The organism is Streptomyces sp. NPDC014991 (assembly GCF_043080665.1).
GTDB lineage: Bacteria > Actinomycetota > Actinomycetes > Streptomycetales > Streptomycetaceae > Streptomyces.
In genome coordinates this window covers 1-17,971 of sequence record NZ_JBIBVY010000006.1, presented here as the reverse complement: position 1 = coordinate 17,971, position 17,971 = coordinate 1, and the positions used below count along the sequence as shown (strand labels likewise).

14 protein-coding genes and 1 pseudogene are annotated in these 17,971 nt (G+C 73.3%); 7 read left to right on the top strand and 8 right to left on the bottom strand.

Features of this window, described 5'->3' with window-relative positions; translation table 11 throughout:
- The first annotated feature begins 26 nt into the window (after nucleotides 1–26).
- Entirely contained in the window at nucleotides 27–2,423 is a 2,397-nt protein-coding gene (locus tag ACF1BE_RS12065; protein ID WP_392198891.1) for an HAD-IC family P-type ATPase, read from the top strand.
- A 151-nt stretch (nucleotides 2,424–2,574) separates the two neighbouring features.
- Here ACF1BE_RS12065 and ACF1BE_RS12060 read toward each other — a convergent pair whose 3' ends face one another.
- The 5 genes from ACF1BE_RS12060 to ppk2 all read right to left on the bottom strand — a co-directional run bounded on the left by ACF1BE_RS12060 (nucleotide 2,575) and on the right by ppk2 (nucleotide 9,654).
- A complete protein-coding gene (locus ACF1BE_RS12060; RefSeq protein WP_392198890.1) occupies nucleotides 2,575–3,462 on the bottom strand; it encodes a hypothetical protein in 888 nt (295 codons plus the stop codon).
- Between the two features lie 44 nt (nucleotides 3,463–3,506).
- The gene (locus ACF1BE_RS12055) at nucleotides 3,507–4,265 is read right to left on the bottom strand and encodes a calcium-binding protein (protein WP_392198889.1); all 759 of its coding nucleotides are present in this window, start codon (nucleotides 4,263–4,265) and stop codon (nucleotides 3,507–3,509) included.
- A 111-nt stretch (nucleotides 4,266–4,376) separates the two neighbouring features.
- Complete coding sequence (locus tag ACF1BE_RS12050) at nucleotides 4,377–7,505, bottom strand: sacsin N-terminal ATP-binding-like domain-containing protein (protein WP_392198888.1); 3,129 nt, start codon at nucleotides 7,503–7,505, stop codon at nucleotides 4,377–4,379.
- A gap of 154 nt (nucleotides 7,506–7,659) precedes the next feature.
- A complete protein-coding gene (locus tag ACF1BE_RS12045) occupies nucleotides 7,660–8,622 on the bottom strand; it encodes a YihY/virulence factor BrkB family protein (RefSeq protein WP_392198887.1) in 963 nt (320 codons plus the stop codon).
- 36 nt (nucleotides 8,623–8,658) lie between these two features.
- Nucleotides 8,659–9,654, bottom strand: a complete 996-nt coding sequence (gene ppk2 / locus ACF1BE_RS12040; RefSeq protein WP_392198886.1) for a polyphosphate kinase 2 — start codon at nucleotides 9,652–9,654, stop codon at nucleotides 8,659–8,661.
- A 185-nt stretch (nucleotides 9,655–9,839) separates the two neighbouring features.
- Here ppk2 and ACF1BE_RS12035 point away from each other — a divergent pair, with 185 nt between their 5' ends.
- Entirely contained in the window at nucleotides 9,840–11,468 is a 1,629-nt protein-coding gene (locus ACF1BE_RS12035) for an alkaline phosphatase D family protein (protein WP_392198885.1), read from the top strand.
- Between the two features lies 1 nt (nucleotide 11,469).
- On the opposite strand, the gene ACF1BE_RS12030 is transcribed toward ACF1BE_RS12035, so the two are convergent.
- Both ACF1BE_RS12030 and ACF1BE_RS12025 read right to left on the bottom strand, forming a co-directional pair.
- Entirely contained in the window at nucleotides 11,470–11,709 is a 240-nt protein-coding gene (locus ACF1BE_RS12030; protein WP_392198884.1) for a DUF397 domain-containing protein, read from the bottom strand.
- Nucleotides 11,706–12,551, bottom strand: coding sequence for a helix-turn-helix transcriptional regulator (locus ACF1BE_RS12025; RefSeq protein ID WP_392198883.1), 846 nt, complete (start codon nucleotides 12,549–12,551; stop codon nucleotides 11,706–11,708). Before ACF1BE_RS12025 ends, ACF1BE_RS12030 begins: the two co-directional genes overlap by 4 nt.
- Nucleotides 12,552–12,663: 112 nt before the next feature.
- On the opposite strand from ACF1BE_RS12025, the pseudogene ACF1BE_RS12020 reads away from it, so the two are divergent.
- Nucleotides 12,664–13,056: pseudogene (locus ACF1BE_RS12020) on the top strand (ATP-binding protein); the annotation flags it as partial.
- A 41-nt stretch (nucleotides 13,057–13,097) separates the two neighbouring features.
- Here ACF1BE_RS12020 and ACF1BE_RS12015 read toward each other — a convergent pair.
- Nucleotides 13,098–14,024 (bottom strand): DUF3027 domain-containing protein, encoded by a 927-nt coding sequence (locus ACF1BE_RS12015; RefSeq protein WP_392198882.1) that lies wholly within the window; start codon nucleotides 14,022–14,024, stop codon nucleotides 13,098–13,100.
- A 312-nt stretch (nucleotides 14,025–14,336) separates the two neighbouring features.
- Here ACF1BE_RS12015 and ACF1BE_RS12010 point away from each other — a divergent pair, with 312 nt between their 5' ends.
- The 4 genes from ACF1BE_RS12010 (at nucleotide 14,337) to ACF1BE_RS11995 (ending at nucleotide 17,871) form a co-directional block, all read left to right on the top strand.
- Nucleotides 14,337–15,737, top strand: coding sequence for an MFS transporter (locus ACF1BE_RS12010; protein ID WP_392198881.1), 1,401 nt, complete (start codon nucleotides 14,337–14,339; stop codon nucleotides 15,735–15,737).
- A 106-nt stretch (nucleotides 15,738–15,843) separates the two neighbouring features.
- The gene (locus ACF1BE_RS12005; RefSeq protein WP_392198880.1) at nucleotides 15,844–16,317 is read left to right on the top strand and encodes a DUF2771 domain-containing protein; all 474 of its coding nucleotides are present in this window, start codon (nucleotides 15,844–15,846) and stop codon (nucleotides 16,315–16,317) included.
- Nucleotides 16,317–17,033: a futalosine hydrolase gene (locus ACF1BE_RS12000; protein WP_392199129.1), complete on the top strand. Its 717-nt coding sequence runs from the start codon at nucleotides 16,317–16,319 to the stop codon at nucleotides 17,031–17,033. The genes ACF1BE_RS12005 and ACF1BE_RS12000 overlap by 1 nt, the downstream gene beginning before the upstream one ends.
- A complete protein-coding gene (locus tag ACF1BE_RS11995) occupies nucleotides 17,023–17,871 on the top strand; it encodes a 1,4-dihydroxy-6-naphthoate synthase (protein WP_392198879.1) in 849 nt (282 codons plus the stop codon). The genes ACF1BE_RS12000 and ACF1BE_RS11995 overlap by 11 nt, the downstream gene beginning before the upstream one ends.
- The last annotated feature ends 100 nt before the right edge of the window (nucleotides 17,872–17,971 follow it).

The window sequence follows — 17,971 nt, the reverse complement described above, 5'->3', positions numbered from 1 at the left end:
ACACATCCGCACGTACCGTCGAGAACATGACCCCCACAGACGCGGGTGCGGAACTCGACCCCGTCCACCCCGTGGCCCCGCCCGTGCGCCGGCCGGGCGGGCTGAGCGGGGCCGAGGTCGCGGAACGCGTCGCCCGGGGGCAGGTCAACGACGTGCCGGTGCGCCGGAGCCGGTCGCTGCGGGAGATCGTCCGGGCGAACGTCCTCACCCGGTTCAACGCGATCATCGGCGTCCTGTGGGTGGTCACGCTGTGCGTCGCGCCGGTCCAGGACAGCCTCTTCGGCTTCGTGATCATCGCCAACACCGGTATCGGCATCGTGCAGGAGTGGCGGGCGAAACAGACCCTGGACTCGCTGGCGGTGATCGGGGAGGCCCGGCCGACGGTACGGCGGGACGGGGCCGCCACCGAGGTGGGCACCGACGCGATCGTCCTGGACGACCTGGTCGAGATCGGCCCCGGTGACCGGGTCGTGGTCGACGGGGTGTGCGCGGAGGCGGACGGCCTGGAGATCGACGAGTCACTGCTCACCGGCGAGGCCGACCCGGTCGTCAAGCGCCCCGGCGACCGGATCATGTCCGGCAGCTTCGTGGTCGCCGGCGGCGGCGCCTTCACCGTGACGCGGGTCGGCCGCGAGGCCTACGCCGCCCAGCTCGCCGAGGAGGCGTCCCGGTTCACGCTCGTCCACTCCGAGCTGCGCACCGGCATCTCCACCATCCTCAGGTACGTCACCTGGATGATGGTCCCGGCGGCCGTCGGACTCGTCGTCACCCAGCTCGTCGTCAAGAGCAACGGCCTCGCGGACGCCGTCGCCCGCACGGTCGGCGGGATCGTGCCGATGGTCCCGGAAGGGCTGGTGCTGCTCACCTCCGTGGCCTTCGCCATCGGCGTCATCCGGCTGGGCCGCAGACGATGCCTGGTGCAGGAACTGCCGGCCATCGAGGGACTGGCCCGCGTGGACACCGTCTGCCTGGACAAGACCGGCACGCTCACCGAGGGCGGCATGGACGTCACCGGGCTGCGGCCGCTGGACGGCGCGGACGAGACGTACGTACGCAAGGTCCTCGGCGCGCTCGGCGAGTCCGACCCCCGCCCCAACGCCTCCCTCCGGGCGATCATCGACGCCTGTCCCGACAGCGACGACTGGCGGTGCGTGGAGTCGCTGCCGTTCTCCTCGGCCCGCAAGTACAGCGGGGCCGCGTTCAGCGAGGGCGACGGCGAGGTCAGCACCTGGCTGCTGGGCGCCCCCGACGTCCTGCTCGACCCCGGCGCCCCGGCCCTGGCCGAGACCGGGCGACTGAACGAGCGGGGGCTGCGGGTCCTGCTGCTGGCCCGGGCGAGCCGCGACCTGGACGACGCCGAGCCGGCCCGGGGCGCCCGCCCCACCGCACTCGTCGTACTGGAACAACGGCTGCGCCCCGACGCGGCCGGCACCCTGCGCTACTTCGCCGAGCAGGGCGTCCGCGCCAAGGTCGTCTCCGGGGACAACGCGGTGTCGGTCGGCGCGGTCGCCGCGAAACTGGGCCTGGACGGTACGGCGGTGGACGCACGCCGGCTGCCCGACGACCGGCCGGCCCTGGCGGAGGCCCTCGACTCGAACACCGTCTTCGGGCGGGTCGACCCGCGGCGGAAACGGGACATGGTCGGCGCGCTCCAGTCACGCGGGCACACGGTCGCGATGACCGGGGACGGCGTGAACGACGTCCTTGCGCTGAAGGACGCGGACATCGGTGTGGCCATGGGCTCCGGCTCGGAGGCCACCCGGGCGGTGGCCCAGATCGTGCTGCTGGACAACAGCTTCGCGAGCCTGCCCTCGGTGGTCGCCGAGGGCCGCCGGGTGATCGGCAACATCACGCGCGTGGCGACGCTGTTCCTGGTCAAGACCGTGTACTCGGTGCTGCTGGCGGTGCTGGTGGTGTGCGCGCAGGTGGAGTACCCGTTCCTGCCCCGGCATCTGACCCTGCTCTCCACGCTCACCATCGGCGTGCCGGCCTTCTTCCTGGCCCTGGCACCCAACAAGGAGCGGGCACAGCCCCACTTCGTGCGCCGGGTGATGCGGTACGCGGTCCCCGGCGGCGTGGTGGCCGGCGGGGCGACCTTCGTGACGTATCTGCTCGCCCGCCACCACTACACCGGCCCGGGCGCCCTGGACGCGGAGACCAGCGCGGCCACCCTGACCCTGTTCCTGATCTCCCTGTGGGTGCTGGCGATCATCGCCCGGCCCTACACCTGGTGGCGGGTGGCGCTGGTGGCGGCGATGGGCGTGGCGTTCCTGCTCGTCCTCGTGGTACCGGCCCTGCGGGACTTCTTCGCGCTCGAACTGGTCGGCGTGCCGATGCCGTGGACCGCGGCGGGGGTGGCGGCGGGGGCGGCGGCCACCCTGACTCTCGCGTGGAGGTGGGTGGACCGCCGCTTCCCGGCCTGAGACTCACGTAACCGGGACAGGTCTGCTCGTCACCTCGCTCGCACACCACCCGGGACCGGGGGGGCTGCCTGCGAAGGCAGCCCCCCGGTCGTGCGTTGTCCGGGGCGGCGACGGACGGAGCGGGTGACACTCCAGGAGGAGTGCCGCCTGACTACTGCACGTCGACGAAGTCACCCGTGGCGCTGGCCGCCGGGGTGGTCGTGGTGCCGGCGAAGGAGAAGCGGTAGTAGCCGTCGGCGGTAGCCGTGGTCGTCGTCCGCAGGTTGCCCGTGGAGTCCGTCTTGACGGTCTTCAGCGTGGTGTAGGTGCTGGAGCTCTTCTTGCGGAACTGGAGCTGCACGGACTGGCCGGTGTAGCCGTGGTACTTGTGGTCCTCCCAGTTGGCGCGGGCGAGCTTGCCCGTCACGGTGAGGGTCTTGCCCTTCTTCACCGGCTCCGGGGAGGCGTTGACCGTCAGCGTGGAGACGCGCTGGACCAGGGTGGTGCCCAGGCCGAACTGGACGGCCGACTTGTCGTTGACCATGTCCAGGGCGAGGCCCGCGCCGTGCCAGGTGCCCGCCTGGCTGTTGAACAGCTTCAGGTCGGCGTCGGTCTCCCGCGGGTTGATGTCGATCGGCCCCTTGCAGGTGGCCGTCGTGGCCGTCTTCTTGACGCAGGTGGCCGGGTCCTCGCCGCCCAGGACGTTGTCGGGGTCGTCGGAGGAGCCGCGGTAGATCAGCGGGCCGGTGGCGAACCCGTCGCCGGTCGGGTCCAGGCCGGCGTCGTGGGTCAGTGTGAACGTGACCGTGGTGGAGACGCGGTTGGTCGTACCGACCTTGACCGCCTTGGCGATCCTGAAGTCGGAGAAGGACACGTCCAGGTCGCCGATCGGCGCGGCGGTGGCGGTGAAGGCCGCCTTGCCGGACGTGTGCCGTGCGAGGGCCTCGGCGACGCCGGCGCGGTAGGACGCCCCGCCGTCGGCCGCGTGCGCGGCCGGCAGGGCGAGGGCGGAGAGGGCCAGGGCGCCGGAGACGGCGGCCACGGTGGCACGGAAGCGCATGTGTTCTTGTCCCTGATGGAGAAGGTGCTTGAAATCCCGGCCGGTTACTTCACGTCGACGAAGTCACCGGCGGCGCTGACCGCGGCGGTGGTCGAGTTGCCCGCGAAGGAGTAGCGGTAGTAGCCGTCGGCCGAGGCGGTGGTGGTGGTCTTCAGGTTGCCCTTGGAGTCCGCCGTGACCGTCTTCAGCGTGGTGTACGTGCTGGAGCCGCTCTTGCGGTACTGGAGCTTGACGGCCTGCGAGCCGTAGGCGCCGTACTTCAGGGACTCCCAGTTGGCGCGGGTGAGGGCGCCGGTGACGGTGAGGGTCTTGCCCTTCGTCACGGGCTCGGGGGCCGCGTTGACGGTGAGCTTGGCGGCGCGCTGGAAGGAGAAGGAGCCGGCCTTCTCCTTCCAGATGTAGTCCTCGTCGTTGGCGTCGACCCACGCGTCCACGTACCAGGTGCCGGCGCTCTTGTTGGTGAGGTAGTCCGTCTTCGGGTCGATCTTCACCGAGGCGGTGCAGGTGGAGGTGGTGGCGTTCACCTTGGTGCAGGTGGGCTTGCCGGTCGTCGCGTACCCGTAGTCGGGGCCGTAGAGGTCGAACTCGTCGGCGCTCTTGATCCCCGAGCCGTCGGTGGCGGTCACGCTGACCTTGACGGTGACCGCGCTGGAGATGCCGACCGACACCTTGTTGTCACCGTCCACGACCACCTTGGTGATCTTGGTGTCGCCCTGGCTGCCGCTGGCCTGCGCGGCCGGCACGGCGAGGGCGGACAGGGCCAGGGCACCGCCGACGACGGCGACAGAGACTCGAAAACGCATGTGTTGTCCCCACGATCAGATCTGGGAAGTCGTGTGACTCCGCACATGTGACGTGGGGACATAGTGAAAGGTTGTACTACTGATGAGATTTTCCTGAAACTACCGTCGAGCTCAGTCGAACCACCGGTCCCGCGCCAGCTCCTCCGTCCGCGACGGGTCCTCCAGCAGCGCGGCCACCTCGAACCGCCGCGGCCACTGCCCCGCCGCCCACGCCAGCCCGGCGGCGACGCCCTCCAGCGTGGCCGCGTGCAGCACGCCGTCGTCGGTGAGCCGCCAGTCGATCTCGACGCCGTCCACGACGAGTTCACCGTGCTCGACGTAGGTGCCCGGCGTACGCGGCCCGAGCAGCACCCGCACGGGGCGGGGAACCTCGTGCTCGGTCCCCTCGGAGTGCACCTCGCCGGTGACGGACTCGCTGAGGCGCCGCACCTGGAGCAGCTCGGCCAGCTCGGCGGCCACCGCGGGCCGGACCGGCAGCAGCGGCACCCCGGAGGTGAACGGCAGCAGGTCCGGGGAGTCGACCACGACGGCCGCACCGGCGTCCACGACCTCCACCCGGCCGTCGACCACGGCCCGCAGCTCGTCCGGCAGCGTCACCTGCTCGGGGTCCAGTTCCGCCAGCGCCCCGTACAGGCCGTGCAGTTGGGCGGCCGTGACCGGGCGGTCCGGGTCGGCGAGCCGGTCCAGCAGCTCGGCGGCGCCACCGGGCTCGTCCAGCAGCGCGCCGACGGAGGTGCGCACGCCGAGCGCCCGCAGCACCTGCTCGTCCCCGAACCCGGTGGCGTCGGCCTCGTCGTACAGCCCGCGCAGCAGCGGGTCCCCGCCGGCGGCGAGCAGACCGGCCGGACGCCGGCCGTCCAGGACCGGATGCCCGCGCAACCACCAGGCGGTGTACGGCCGTACGGCCTCGTGGGTGCCGTCGGGCAGCAGGATCCGCACCGGCTGGGTCACGGCGTCCCGCAGCGGCGGCCGGGCCAGCAGGGCCAGTGCCTCGGGCCAGTGGGCGTCGTCCACCAGGTCAAGGTCGCGGACGGCGACGAGTTCGGTGGCGACCGGCGGCACCGGGCTGTCCGGGAACCGGTCGAGGATGTCCTCGCACCACACGTCGACGGCGTCCAGCAGGCCGGCGTCGTCCGGTTCGGCGTAGTCGCCCTCGCGGGGGTCCAGTTCGTCCGGGTCGAGGACGACGTCGGTGGCGCGGACGAGCGCGAAGTCGGCGAGCACCCCGCAGGCGGCCAGCGGCTGCTCGCCCCACCGCTCGGCCAGGCCGGAGTCCACGGCGGCCAGCTCGCCCTCCCGGATCACCCGGGCGAACGGGCTGCCGGGAAGGACGAGTTCACCGGCGGGCGAGAGTTCCCCGTCCTCGTCGGGCAGCGCCAGGGCACCCAGCCAGGGCTCGTCACCCGGCTCCAGCGCGGCGTCCCGGACCAGGGCGAGGACGGTCTCGGCCAGCTCCTCGGCGTCCGGCGCGTCCTCCTCCCAGCCGATCCCGCCGCCCTCGTCCAGGGATCCGGCCACGGCGGCCCGCACCTGGGGGGTGGTCAGCACCGCGCGCGGTGAAGCGGGCAGCGCGCCCAGCTTCTCCAGCAGCGGGTGCGCGGCATCCTCGTGGGCGACCTTCAGCCCGAGCCGGCCGAGGACGTCCGGGTCGACGGGGGCGGCGTCGGGGGTGGGCAGGAGGACCTGCCGGGGCCCGACGGTCGTACGGCCGTCCGCGAGGGGCACCGGAAGCCCGGAGAGCCGGTCGGGGTCGACGCCGGCGAGGCTGTCGTAGAGCCGCCACCACCAGTCGGGGTCCTTCTCCAGCCCGGCCAGCCGGTCGACGGCGTCGGCGAGCGGCAGCCGGGCGACCCCGAGGGTGCGCAGCTCGGCGCGCCGCTCCAGCCCGGCGGGCAGCAGCGTGGGCAGCACCTCGGCGAGGACGCGCACGGTGCCGGCCCCGGCGCCCTCCACGACCTCCGCGTCCCGGGGCCGCAGCGCCTCGGGCAGTTCCTCGTCGCCGTCCGCCTCGACGGCCGGCGGCAGGAAGGCGGTCCGCGGCAGCCGCTCCAGGACCGCCTGCCGCAGCGCCCCGTCCAGCTCGCCCCGGCCCAGCGGCCCGGGCACGAGGCCGATGATCCCGTCCGTCACCGGCCGCCACCGGGCGAGCAGTTCCGTGTAGACGTCGGCCGCGCGCTGCACCAGGAAGTCGGTGAGGGGGCCGGGCGCCGCGTGCCGGCGGGTGGTGTCGAGGGGGAAGGAGGCGATGAGCAGGGCGGGCACCCCCAGGGGCTCGTCGCTGGGGGTCGGCGCGTGCAGGACGGCGTTCGTGCGGGGCGGCACCGGCCGCCCCTGCTCGTCGGCGGGCACCGCCCAGGTCACCGACCAGTGGGGCCGCAGCCGTTCCTCCACCGGCCGGTCGGCGAGCAGGTCGGGAGTGAGCGGGCCGTGCGCGGACGCGGTCCGCCACGCCGTCGCTCCCTCCCGGGAGTCCTCCACGACGGTGAGGCCGCCGTCGTCGCGCCGGCGCAGGGTGCGGGCCGGCGCGGCCTCGACCTCGATCACGACCTCCTCGAGTCCCGGCAGGGCGAGGAGCAGCGCGTCGTCGACGGCGTCGAGCAGCCGCTCGGCCAGACCGGCCGCGGCGGCGTCCCGCAGCGGCAGGATGACGGCGGTGTCGTACGGGTCCGGAGCGGTGCCCTCGGCGGCGAAGGGCAGCCGCAGCAGGGGCACGTGTCCGTCCCGGCGCCGCACCTCGTCACCGAGCCCCGGGCTGTGCCGGGCGGTGTCGGCGGCCAGCTCCCTTGCCTCGGCGAGGGACCAGCGCACCCCGCCGTGCCGCCCCACGACCGCCGGTTCGTCCGTCACCGCGACGACGGCGGCGAAACCGACGCCGAACCGGCCGACGGCGCCGTGCGTGCTCCCGGCGTCCCGCTTCGCGGAGGCCCGCAGCGTGGACAACGACTCGACGCCGGCCGCGTCCAGGGCCGCGCCGGTGTTCGCGGCCACCAGGACGCCGTCGCGGAGGGTGAGCCGCAGCCGTCCCGGCACGTTCGCCCGGGCGGCGGCGTCGGCGGCGTTCTGGGCCAGCTCCACCACGAGCCGGTCGCGGTAGCCGCCCAGGACGAGGTCCTCCTCGGCGTTGGCGTCCTCACGGAACCGGGCGGGGCTGGTGGCCCAGGCGTCGAGAACGCCGCGGCGCAGACGGGCGGTGCCGAAGGGGTCGGCGCCCTCGGCCGCCGGCCGCACGAACTTGCTCACGTTCACTCTCCTCGTCGACGTGAGGACGAAGGTACAGCGCGGACGGGCGGGAGACCGAAGGGGCGGGGCGGCCGCGGGGCGGGAGGCGGTGGCCCGGGCCCGGGAACGTCAGTGGCCAGGGGGAACGTCCCTCGGCGGTGCCCCGCCTCCCGGGTCAGGGGCCCGGCCCCGGATCCGGGTTGACGGCGCGGCCCAGACCGGCGCGCGCGGCTTCCAGCTGGGCGGCGAACGCGATGCCCAGGAACAGGGCGACGGCCGTCAGGTTGGCCCACAGCAGCAGGGCCACGAAGGCGGTGAGCGGCCCGTACACGGCGCCGAAGGAGCCGCTCCGGGAGACGTACAGGGCCAGCAGCCAGGTCGCCATGACCCACAGCACCAGGTGGACGGCGGAACCGAACGCCAGCCAGGTGTAGCCGGGCTGGTCCCGGCGCGGCGACCAGCGCAGGATGACGGCGGACGCCATCCACGCGAGGGCCGTGCCCACGGGCACCTCCAGGGCGCCCCACCACGCCGGGGGCGCGGGCCGGCCCAGCGTCTCGGCCGTCGCGGCGCCGACGGCCTCGCCCGCGACGAGGACGAGGAAGCCGAGGACCATCGGCACGCCGGCGGCGAACGCGAGGAGCACGGCCCTGGCGTACTTGCGGGGGAAGGGCCGGTCCCGTTCGATGCCGTAGATGCGGTTGGCGCCCCGTTCGACCTGGCCCATGGCCGACGCCAGGTTGAGGACGGAGAAGGCCAGGCCCAGGCAGAGCGCGACCTTGCCCCACAGGTCGGAGCCGGCGGTGCGGCGGGTGCCGCGCAGCGCGTCCTGGATGACGTCGGAGCCGCCCCCCGGCACGATCCCGCGCAGGGTCAGCTCGATGACGCGCCCCACGCTCTCCGTGTGCGCGGCCGTGGCGAGGCCGACCAGCGCGATGAGGAGCGGCACCATGCCCAGCACGATCTGGAAGCCGAGGGCCCGCGCGTTGGTGAAACCGTCGGCGTAGCGGAACCGGGAGAACGCGTCGAGCAGCAGCCGCACGCCCCCGTAGCGGCGCAGCGCGGTGAAGGCCTCGTCGCCGGAGAGTTCCTCCCCGATCATGTCCCGTGTCTGCGGGACATGGACCACCGTCCCCATGGTCTGTGTCTCCTCAGCTGTGGAAGCGGCCGGCCGTCACGATCGGCCCGGATGGTTCCCGGGGCCGTTGCCGGGCCCGGCCAGCGGCGTCGGCGACAGCGCCGTGGGTTCCTCACCCGGCTCCAGCAGGGTGTCCGCCGCACCGACGATCAGCGGATCGGGGGTGCCCACCGCCGTGTCGTCCTTGGCGAGGTAGTCGAAGCGGTCGAGCAGACTGCGCATCGCCTCCAGCCGGCCCCGCCGCTTGTCGTTGTTCTTCACGACCGTCCAGGGCGCGTGTGCCGTGTCCGTCGCCCGGAACATCGCCACCTTGGCCGCGGTGTAGTCGTCCCAGCGGTCGAGGGAGGCCAGGTCGGTGGGGGAGAGCTTCCAGCGGCGTACCGGGTCGACCTGGCGGATCGCGAAGCGGGTGCGCTGTTCCGCGCGGGACACCGAGAACCAGAACTTCACCAGCAGGATGCCGTCGTCGGTGAGCAGCCGCTCGAACATCGGGGTCTGTACGAGGAACTGCTCGTACTCGGCTTCCGTGCAGAAACCCATGACCCGCTCGACTCCCGCCCGGTTGTACCAGGAGCGGTCGAAGAAGACGATCTCGCCGCGGGCCGGGAGGTGCGTCACGTACCGCTGGAAGTACCACTGTCCCGCCTCGCGCTCGGTCGGCTTGTCCAGCGCCACCACGCGGGCCCCGCGGGGGTTGAGCCGCTCGGTCATCCGCTTGATGGTGCCGCCCTTGCCGGCCGCGTCCCGGCCCTCGCACACCACGACGACCCGCCGGCCCGTCTCCTTCACCCAGCGCTGGAGTTTGAGCAGCTCTATCTGGAGTATCCGCTTGGTCCGCTCGTACTCGCGTCGGCCGAGCCTGCTGTCGTAGGGATGGTTCTCCCGCCAGGTCTCGATCGGCCCGCCGTCGGCCTCCAGGAGCACCGGCCGTTCCGGCTGCCGGTCGTCCACCTCCAGACCCCGCAGCAGGTCGTCCTCCCTCACCGTGCCGTGGGTGCCCCGTGTCTCCGTCACCTGCTCGTGCTCGGCCATGGACCGCCTCTCCCGCCTGGCCACTCGCCGGGGCCACCCCGCCGGACCTCACCTTTCTCCCACGTGCCCCCGGAGACCGAAGCCAGACCCACGACCTGGGACCGGGGGCGACCGCCGTCCGCCGCGCCCTGTACGGTCGCTACGGTCGTTCCTATCCGTACGGTGTGAGACAGGAGGGCCCACACGTGCCGGAACTGCGTCTGGGACCAGTACTCAGGTACACCGACGACTCGTGCGCGACCGTGTGGGTCGAGACGAGCCGCCCCTGCACGGTGGAGGTGCGCTGCTCGGACGGTGCGGGCGGCACGGCCCCCACCTTCCAGGTGGCCGGACACCACTACGCACTCGTCACGGTCACCGGGCTGCGGCCGGACAGTTCACCGTCGTACGAGGTGTTCCTGGACGACGCCCCGGTGTGGCCCCTGCCCGACTCCCGCTTCCCGCCCTCCGTGATCCGGTCACCCGGCGCCGGCGACGCCGTCCGGGTCACCTTCGGGTCCTGCCGCTGGGCCGCGCCCCCGGCCGACGGCACGGACCCGGTCGGCCCGGACGCCCTCGACACCCTCGCCACCCGGCTGGCGGCCGACCCGGGCGCCCAGCGCCCCGACGTCCTGCTGCTCCTGGGCGACCAGGTGTACGCGGACGAGACCTCCGAGGACACCCGGCGCTGGCTGGCCGGCCGCCGTGACCTGGACAAGGCGCCCGGCAGCCAGGTCACGGACTACGAGGAGTACTGCCACCTCTACCACGAGTCCTGGCTCGACCCCGAGGTCCGCTGGCTGCTGTCCACCGTGCCCAGCTTCATGATCTTCGACGACCACGACGTCGTGGACGACTGGAACACCTCCGCCTCCTGGCTCGCCGACATGCGCGCCACCGACTGGTGGCAGGAACGGCTCCTCAGCGGCCTGATGTCCTACTGGGTCCACCAGCACCTCGGCAACCTCTCCCCCGCCGAACTGGCCGACGACCCCGCCTACGCCGCCGTGCGCGCCACACCCGACGGCACCGGCGCGCTGCGCGACCTCGCCACGCGGGCCGACGCCGACCCCGCCGCGGTCCGCTTCAGCTACCGGCGCGACTTCGGCCGGGTCCGCGTGGTGATGGTGGACTCCCGGGCGGCACGGGTCCTGGACGAGGACCGCCGGTCCATGCTCGCCCCCAGCGAGGCCGACTGGCTGCGCGAACAGGTGCTGTCCGACCCCGGGTCGTACGACCACCTGCTCCTCGGCACGTCCCTGCCCTGGCTGCTGCCGCACCTCGTGCACGACACCGAGAACTGGGACGCCGCCCTGTGCGCCGGGGAACGCGGGGCGCGCTGGGCCCGCTTCGGCGAGTACCTGCGCCGCCGCGCCGACCTGGAGCACTGGGCCGCCTTCCCCCGCTCCTTCGCCTCCCTCGCCGCGCTGATCGCCGAGGCCGGGACCGCGCCGGACGGCCCCGCGAGCGTGTGCGTGCTGTCCGGAGACGTGCACCACGGTTACCTGGCCCGGGCCTCCTGGCCGATCGACGGACCTCGCATCCCCGTCGTCCAGCTCACCTGCTCACCCGTCCACAACTCCGTGCCCCTGTCGATGCGGGTCGGCTTCCGCTTCGGCTGGAGCGCCCCGGCCCGCCTGCTGGGACGCCTCCTCGCCCGGCACGGCCGCTGCGAGCGACCTCCGGTGGTCTGGCGCAAGCAGGGCGGGCCGTGGTTCGGCAACCAGCTCATGACCCTGACCCTGCGCGGTCGTGCGGCCCACCTCCGCCTGGAACTGACCACGCCTGAGGCGGAGTTGCGCACCGCCCACGAGACCACCCTGACCCGGGGGTAGTTCAGCCGGTGGCCGCGTGCCCGACGAAGTCGGTCCAGGTCGCGGGCGCCACGGTGAGGACGGCTCCGCCGGTCTGCTTGGAATCACGGATGTGGACGGCGGAGGGGGCTGCGGCGACCTCGACGCAGGAGTCGCCGTCAGGGCCACTGCTGTAGGTGCTCTTGAACCAGTCCAGACCGACTTCGACGCAGGAGTCGATATCGCTGCTACTGCTGTGGCTGCTCTTGAACCAGCGGATCATGTCTCTCCCAGCAGGTGCTCGATGAAGGCCAGCGACTCCCGCGGGGAGAGCGCCTGCGCCCGGATGATGCCATACCTCAGTTCGAGGATGCGGAGTTGCTTCGGCTCGGAAACCGGACGGCCGTTGGCCACACCCGGAGAGCGCCCGACCGCCGAACCGTCCTCGAACTTCAGCACCTCGATACCGCCTTCAGTTCCAGCATGCTCCGGCCGATCCATCGGCATCACCTGGATTTCGACGCTCCGCAACTGCCCCACCTCCAGGGCGTGTTCCAGCTGCTTCCGGAGCAGCTGCCTGCCACCCAAGGGACGCCGGAGCACCCACTCCTCCACGACGAAGCTGAGTTCGGGTGCCGGATCACGCGCGAACACCGACTTCCGCGACGTCCGCGCCCTCACACCCCGATCGATGTCGTCCTGCGTGACAGCCGGCCGCCGCATCATGAACAGTGCCCGCGCGTACTCAGGCGTCTGCAGCAGCCCGTGGACGTTCAGCGGATCATAGAGCTGGAGTTCCACGGCCTTGGCCTCCAGCTCCGCCAGCGCCCGCACCTTCTTCGGATAGCGGACCTTCTCCACGTCCTCCTTCATCGCGGCGAGCAGCCCACCCGCGTCCAGGACCCTGTCGGCCTTGTCGAGGTACTCCGGCCTGGGGATGCGTTTGCCGGCCTCCACCTTGTAGACCATGTCCTCGCCGTACCCGATGGCCCTGCCGAAGTCGGACGCCCGCATGCCCACGGCTTCCCGGCGCAGCCTCAACTGGCGCCCCACGGTGGCGATGACGGCGAGCCCCCACTCGTCGTCGGGATCGACCTCCCACCCCGGCTCCTCTTCCTCGCTCACAGCGCACCCCCTTCTCGACAGCCCGGACCCGCCCGGACAAGCGATGGACAGTGACCGTACGCAATCGCGCAGTCACTGTTCACAGGTAGCAGGCGCGGCCACCCTGGGCGATGTGAACGAGCAGATCTCCACCCCCGTCCCGAACTTCACGGTGCAGCTGTCACCCACGCCCCGAGGGGCCCGGCTGGCCCGGCTGTTGGCCACAGAGCAGCTCCGTTCCTGGGGGCTCCCGCCGGATCCCGCGGCGCTGATCGTGGCGGAGCTGGCCGCCAACGCGGCCACCCACGGGCGGGTCACGGGCCGGGACTTCCGGCTGACGCTGTACGCCGTCGGGGACACCCTCCGTATCGAGGTGACCGACACGCGCGGTGACCGGCTGCCCGTGCCCGGGCGGCCCGCGCCGGACGCCGACGCGGGCCGCGGGCTGCTGCTCGTGGACGCGCTCGCGCGGCGGTGGGGCACGGCGCCCGGGCCGTCACCGAGGAAGACGGTGTGGGCGGAGGTGTGCCTGCGGTCGGGGGACGGCCCGGCCGCGGGGGCGGTGGGTCAGGAGTGGCCCAGTTCCGCCGTCTCGTCGTCGCCCGTGTCCGGGACGGAGCCGGAGTCGCGGGCGGGGCGGAGCGGGAAGGGGTCGACCCGGGTCTCGTCGATGACCGGCGCGGCCGGCTGCGGGGGTCTGGGCATGACCGCCGCCTCGGAGTGGCCGCCGCAGCCGTAGGCGAGGGAGACCACGTGGCCGTCCGCCGGCGAGAACTCGTTGGCGCAGACGCCGAAGGCCTGGCCGAGGGAGCCGCCGATGGGGACGAGGAAACCGCAGCTGACGCAGCTGGCGGGGGCCGCCTGGGCCATGGGGGTCTTGGGGCCGAAGGCCTCTTCCCAGCGGTCGGCGGCGCTGTGCAGGCCGTAGCGGGACAGGACGCGGGCCCGGCGCATGCCGAGTTCCTCGGCGACGGCCGCGATCGTCCCCCGGGCGGGGACGGCCTGCTGGGCGGCGGGCGTGCCGGGGGTGACGTCGGCGTCCTCCGCCTCCGCCAGTTCCCGCATCTCCTCGGAGACCGCCGCGCTCGGCAGCGGTTCCTCCTCGCCGGTGTAGCCGGGCTCCAGACGCAGGTCGTCCTGGTCGGTGGGGAGCAGGTCGCCGGGGCCGAGGTCACCGGGGCGCAGGCGCTCGCTCCACGGGACCCACTCGGGGGCGAGGAGGGCGTCGGGGCCGGGCAGGAGGACGACCTCGTCGAGCGTGACGGCCTTGGCGCGGGAGGCGCGGGCCACCGTCACGGCCCAGCGCCAGCCCCGGTAGCCCAGCTCCTCGCACGCGAAGAAGTGCGTGACAACGCGGTCGCCCTCGGACACCAGGCCGCTGTGCTCACCGACCTCGCCGGGCGCGGCGGCCTCCTCGGCGGCGGCACGTGCGAGGTCGACGGCCTCGGCGCACAGGCGGTCGGGGGTGCGGCTTCGCGTGGTCGCTGCGCTCACAGGTATCGCTTCTCTCCTACGCCGTCTCATCGAGTGCGGCTGCCTCCGGCGGTTTCGCCTACGGAGCGGACCAGGGGACCGCATCGACGTCTGCATCCGCGCGCCCGGGCGCACCTCTGCCATCCATTCTGCGTTATGGCTGAGATAGGCACGCTACACCGGGCGGGATTCGTGGATTCCCCGACCCGGCCACCCGCCCCGGCCGAGTGGCGGGCGCGGCACCCGATCCGAAGCCCCGGCGGGCCCCGATCAGAGCTTTGTACGCCGCCACACGCATCCGGAGGGCACTATCCAAGCCCATCTCGGGGCACTATGAACGTCGTGGCAGCCGCGGACAAGGTAGAGGGTCGGGGCGGCGGTTCGGGCCGGGTGGGTGGCGCCGTCCGCTCGATGGGGCGTGCCCTGCACCTTCCGGTCACCGGCACGGCGCGGGGCATCCGCAGGGTGACGCACGCGCACGGGGCCGGCGAGTCGGGCCTCGGCAAGCTGATCGAACTGCACGCGGTGAACGGCGCCGGCGATGTGATGATCACCGTGGCGCTCGCCTCCACCGTGTTCTTCTCGGTGCCCACCGACGAGGCACGCGGGCGGGTCGCGCTGTACCTCGCCATCACCATGGCGCCGTTCACGGTGCTCGCCCCCGTCATCGGGCCCCTGCTGGACCGGCTGCCGCACGGGCGGCGGGCGGCGATGGCCGGGGCGATGCTCGCGCGGGCGCTGCTCGCGCTGATCATCTCGGGCGCGGTGGCGAGCGGCGGCCTGGAGCTGTATCCGGCGGCGCTGGGCGTGCTGGTGGCGTCGAAGGCGTACGGCGTGGTGAGAAGTGCCGTCGTGCCCCGGCTGCTGCCGCCCGGGTTCTCGCTCGTGAAGGCCAACTCCCGGGTGACCCTCGCCGGGCTGCTGGCCACCGGTGCCGCCGCGCCGGTCGCGGCGGGGCTGCACGCCATAGGTGACCCGTGGCCGCTGTACGGCGCCTTCCTGATCTTCGTCGGCGGAACGATCCTGTCGTTCTCCCTGCCGACCTCGGTCGACTCGGCCAGGGGCGAGGGCAGGGCGTTGCTCGCGGCCGACGAGGAGCACCTGCACGGCTCGCGCCGCACCCCGGCGAAGCGGCCGGGGCTGCGGACCGTCGGGCCCGCCGTCACGCACGCGCTCGGCGCCAACGCCGGCCTGCGCTGCCTGTCCGGCTTCCTGATCTTCTTCCTCGCGTTCCTGCTGCGCGAGCACCCGCTGACCGGGGAGAGCGCGGCGGTGTCCCTGGGCGTGGTCGGTGTCGCGGCGGGGACGGGCAACGCCCTGGGGACGGCCGTGGGGGCGTGGCTCAGGTCCCGCGCCCCGGAGATCATCATCGTGACCGTGGTCGCGGTGGTCCTCGGTGCCGCGGTGATCGCCGCCGTGTTCTTCGGGGCGTTCCTGGTGGCCTGCCTCGCCGCGGTGGCCGGGTTCGCGCAGGCGCTGGCCAAGCTGGCACTCGACGCGCTGATCCAGCGGGACGTGCCGGAGGCGGTGCGGACCTCGGCGTTCGCCCGCTCGGAGACGCTGCTCCAGATGGCGTGGGTGTTCGGCGGCGCGGTCGGCATCGTGATGCCGCTCAACGGCACGGTGGGGCTGCTGGTCGGCGCCGCGTTCGTGGCCGTCGGTCTGCTGACCACGCTGCGGGGGCTGCTCGCCTCGGCCCGGCACGGCACCCGGGCCCGGGCCCGGGTGGCGTGACGATCCGGACCCGGGCCGCCCGGCCGCGGGCACGGCCGGCGTAACGAACCGGGCACGCCGCACCCCGCGTGGGCGGGCGGCCACGGGCGCCCGATAGCCTTCGGCCATGACCACGCTGCAATCCGTTGTGCGACGCCGCCGCGCCGTCGCCGCCGCCGGCGCCGTTTCCGCCGGACTGCTCGTCCTGTCGGCCTGCGACAAGCCGACACCCGTCGCGACGATCACCGTCGGCAGGAGTTCGGTCAACGCCGAGGCTCTCTGCTACAACGACGGCAAGGCCCTTGACGACAAGTCGCTGGCGAAGTGCGTCAAGAAGGCCGACGACGTCAAGTCGATCAAGGTCGGCCAGGACGAGACCGTCCGCGTCGGTGTCGACCCGAAGATCGCGGACGCCGGCTGGATCCTCCTGGTGAACGGACGCCAGTTCACCGACACCAGCAAGGAGACGTACCGGACGATCCCGAGCAGCGCGTTCTTCAGCGCGCAGTACGGCACCCAGGGCAACACCAACACGGTCTCCATCCGCATGGGCGGCAAGTCGAACGAGGGCGTCTGGTCCTTCAAGCTGAAGAAGGCCTGATCACGACGGCGGCACGGGTCCTGGTCGCCACCGCGGTCCCCGTAGAGCGGGACGCGGTGGCCCGGGCGCTGCCCGCGGCCGAGGAGGTACGGCTGCCGGGTGCGGTGCTGTGCCGTACGGCCGCCGGATGGGACCTGCTGGCCGCCGGGGTCGGCCCGGCGCTCGCCGCCGCGTCGACCGCCGGCGCCCTCACCGCCGCCGCGCTGGCCGGCCGGCCCTACGGCCTGGTGGTCTCGGCCGGGATCGGCGGCGGTTTCCCGCCCGGCGCGCCCGTCGGCTCCCTCGTCGTCGCCGACGCGGTCACCGTGGCCGACCTCGGCGCCGAGACCGCCGACGGCTTCCTGCCGGTCACCGAACTCGGGTTCGGAACCGTCACCCACCGCCCGCCGGAATCACTCGTACGGGTCGCGTCCGAGGCCACCGGCGCCCGTACCGGCACCATCCTGACCGTCTCCACCGTGACCGGCACCGCCGCCCGCGCCGACGCCCTGCGCGCCCGGCACCCCGGCGCGCTCGCCGAGGGCATGGAGGGGTTCGGGGTGGCCGAGGCCGCCGCCGCGCACGGGGTGCCCGTGCTGGAGATCCGCGCCGTCTCCAACGCCGTCGGGCCGCGCGACCGTGCCGCCTGGCGCATCGCCGACGCCCTCGCCGCCCTCACCGAGGGCTTCGGGAAGCTGGCGCCCGCACTGGAGAGTTGGAACCCGCATGAGACTTGAGCCGCTGCAGATCGCGTACTCGCCCTGCCCGAACGACACCTTCGTCTTCGACGCCCTCGCCCACGGGCGCGTCCCCGGCGCCCCCGCGCTGGACGTGACCTTCGCCGACATCGACATCACCAACGGCATGGCCGAGCGCGGCGAGTCGGACGTGCTGAAGGTGTCGTACGCCGTCCTGCCGTACGTCCTCGACACGTACACCCTGCTGCCGTGCGGCGGCGCGCTGGGCCGGGGCTGCGGACCGCTGGTCCTCACCCGCGAGCCGGGAACCGACCTGACGGGCCGTACGGTCGCGGTGCCCAGCGAGAAGTCCACCGCCTACCTGCTGTTCCGCCTGTGGGCCGCCGACACGCTGCCGGGCGGGGTCGGCGAGATCGTCGTCCTGCCGTTCCACGAGATCATGCCGGCCGTACGGGACGGCAAGGTGGACGCCGGACTGGTCATCCACGAGGCCCGGTTCACCTATCAGAACTACGGGCTGCACAAGCTCGCCGACATGGGCGAGCACTGGGAGCTGACCACCGGACTGCCGATCCCGCTCGGCGCGATCATCGCCCGGCGCGCGCTGGGCGCCGAGACGCTCGGCCGGCTCGCCGAGTCCGTCCGCGCCTCGGTGCGGGCCGCCTGGGACGACCCGGAGGCCTCCCGTCCGTACGTCCTGGCGCACGCCCAGGAGATGGACCCGGCCGTCGCCGACCAGCACATCGGGCTGTACGTCAACGAGTTCACCGCCGACCTCGGCGAGGACGGTTACGCCGCGGTCCGCGGACTGCTCACGCGTGCGGCGGCCGAGGGACTCGTACCGCCCCTGGGCCCGGACGCGCTCGCGTTTCCCTGACAGCCCCTAGGGTCTTTCGTTCGGATCAGGCCGGATCGGGGAGCGGGTCCTGGTGCCGTGCATCGCACGGCGGAGGAGGGCGCCATGGCGGAGCCATGGC